3 protein-coding genes are annotated in these 1,305 nt (G+C 54.1%); 2 read left to right on the forward strand and 1 reads right to left on the reverse strand.

All coding sequences use genetic code 11. The features are described 5' to 3' along the window. Nucleotides 1-29 precede the first annotated feature (29 nt). A complete protein-coding gene (locus HIJ39_RS24810; RefSeq protein ID WP_275107410.1) occupies nt 30-161 on the reverse strand; it encodes a hypothetical protein in 132 nt (43 codons plus the stop codon). A gap of 422 nt (nt 162-583) precedes the next feature. Here HIJ39_RS24810 and HIJ39_RS22965 point away from each other — a divergent pair, with 422 nt between their 5' ends. Both HIJ39_RS22965 and HIJ39_RS22970 read left to right on the forward strand, forming a co-directional pair. After that, nucleotides 584-931 carry a nucleotidyltransferase domain-containing protein gene (locus tag HIJ39_RS22965; RefSeq protein ID WP_169103346.1) on the forward strand — a complete coding sequence of 116 codons (348 nt, stop codon included), beginning with the start codon at nt 584-586 and terminating at the stop codon, nt 929-931. Beyond that, nucleotides 885-1,283, forward strand: coding sequence for a HEPN domain-containing protein (locus HIJ39_RS22970; protein ID WP_169103347.1), 399 nt, complete (start codon nt 885-887; stop codon nt 1,281-1,283). Before HIJ39_RS22965 ends, HIJ39_RS22970 begins: the two co-directional genes overlap by 47 nt. The last annotated feature ends 22 nt before the right edge of the window (nt 1,284-1,305 follow it).

Genomic DNA, 1,305 nt, shown 5'->3' on the forward strand with positions numbered 1-1,305 from the left:
CCAAAGCGTGCCGACACCACTTCCAAGAGTTACTCAAGATGACCTTCAGCCTTGCCTTCCGCCTCACCCCCTTCGAGGCCCTGTTGAATGCCCTTTTCGATCCCCTGCTTCCAACCGCGTACTATCGCTTCTTGCTCCAACTCCGTTATCAGATCATTCATCCGAATCACCTCTTTCATGGATTTAGCACCTCTGGCTCCACGAGAGAACTGGTTAGTCCCACAATGCACGCGGAGGCTAATCGCCCCATTCCGCCAGGGATAATACCGGCTAGCCGAGCCGTTAGAATCGCGCGCTCTTCTTGAGAACGCAGGTCGTCCATAAACGGGAAGAACGCCCAGTCCATCACGTCGCGTTCCGACGAGTCATCGGGGGAGAGGGTTCGTTGTCAGACCGTTTCGGGATTCAGTCATGCAAATACTAGGGATTTCAAACCGTTGGAAAATGGCATAGGCGTGGATGGCAATGTCGCTACAGCCAAAGGCACACTAAATGGGAATTAGATCACGTCGCACCCGATTTGTCATCGGTTATGCAATCGTTATACTATAAGCAGGCAAACGACGATCCGGGGGAAGTGTCGATGGTAACCGAGGAATTGCTCAATCAATATGTAGGAAAAATCGTGGAGGCCGTTGACCCCGATGCCGTTATTCTGTTTGGGTCCTATGCGCGGGACCAAGCGTCTTCAGAAAGCGACATCGATTTACTGGTCGTTCACTCCGGAAGCCGATTACGCGAAATTCAACGAAAGGCTTACACGGCTCTTGTGGGTCGAACCGATGCGGTCGATCTGATTGTCCGGAACCCCGACGATCTCCGGGAACGCCTTAAGTGGCCGGACCCATTTGTGGAAAACATTTTAAGAGAAGGAAAGGTTCTCTATGCCAAACCCCATAGCCCTGGAATGGCTCTCTTTCGCCACTCGTGACCTTGAGGCCGCTCGCACCCTAAGCCAGCTACCTAGTCAGGCGTCGACGGCCTGTTTTCATGCCCAACAAGCGGCCGAAAAGGCGCTCAAGTCTCTTTACGCCGCGTCTGGCCAAACCCCGCCCAAAACACACGATCTTGACGTCTTACGAGAGAAGCTTCCCGGTGGGGATGATTTATCTTCGCTTGTTGAAGCGTGCACCGTGCTCAGCATGTACGCGGTCGATTCGCGCTACCCCGGCGCTCATATCGAAGAAGAAGAGGTATCACCAGCCATCGCGTTCGCAGAGTGCATTATCTCCAAGGTACAGGCCGTCCTGAGAGAGAAGGACGGGCCGGAAGCGGGACCCTAGTCGGCCCTCCGGGATTTTCACT

Source organism: Sulfobacillus harzensis (genome assembly GCF_012933365.1).
In the GTDB taxonomy this organism is placed as follows: Bacteria; Bacillota; Sulfobacillia; order Sulfobacillales; family Sulfobacillaceae; genus Sulfobacillus_B; species Sulfobacillus_B harzensis.

Bases quoted from the DNA above. Each gene is read 5' to 3' on its own strand.
- HIJ39_RS24810 (WP_275107410.1), bottom strand. From the start codon at position 161: ATGAATGATCTGATAACGGAGTTGGAGCAAGAAGCGATAGTACGCGGT.
- HIJ39_RS22965 (WP_169103346.1), top strand. From the start codon at position 584: ATGGTAACCGAGGAATTGCTCAATCAATATGTAGGAAAAATCGTGGAG.
- HIJ39_RS22970 (WP_169103347.1), top strand. From the start codon at position 885: ATGCCAAACCCCATAGCCCTGGAATGGCTCTCTTTCGCCACTCGTGAC.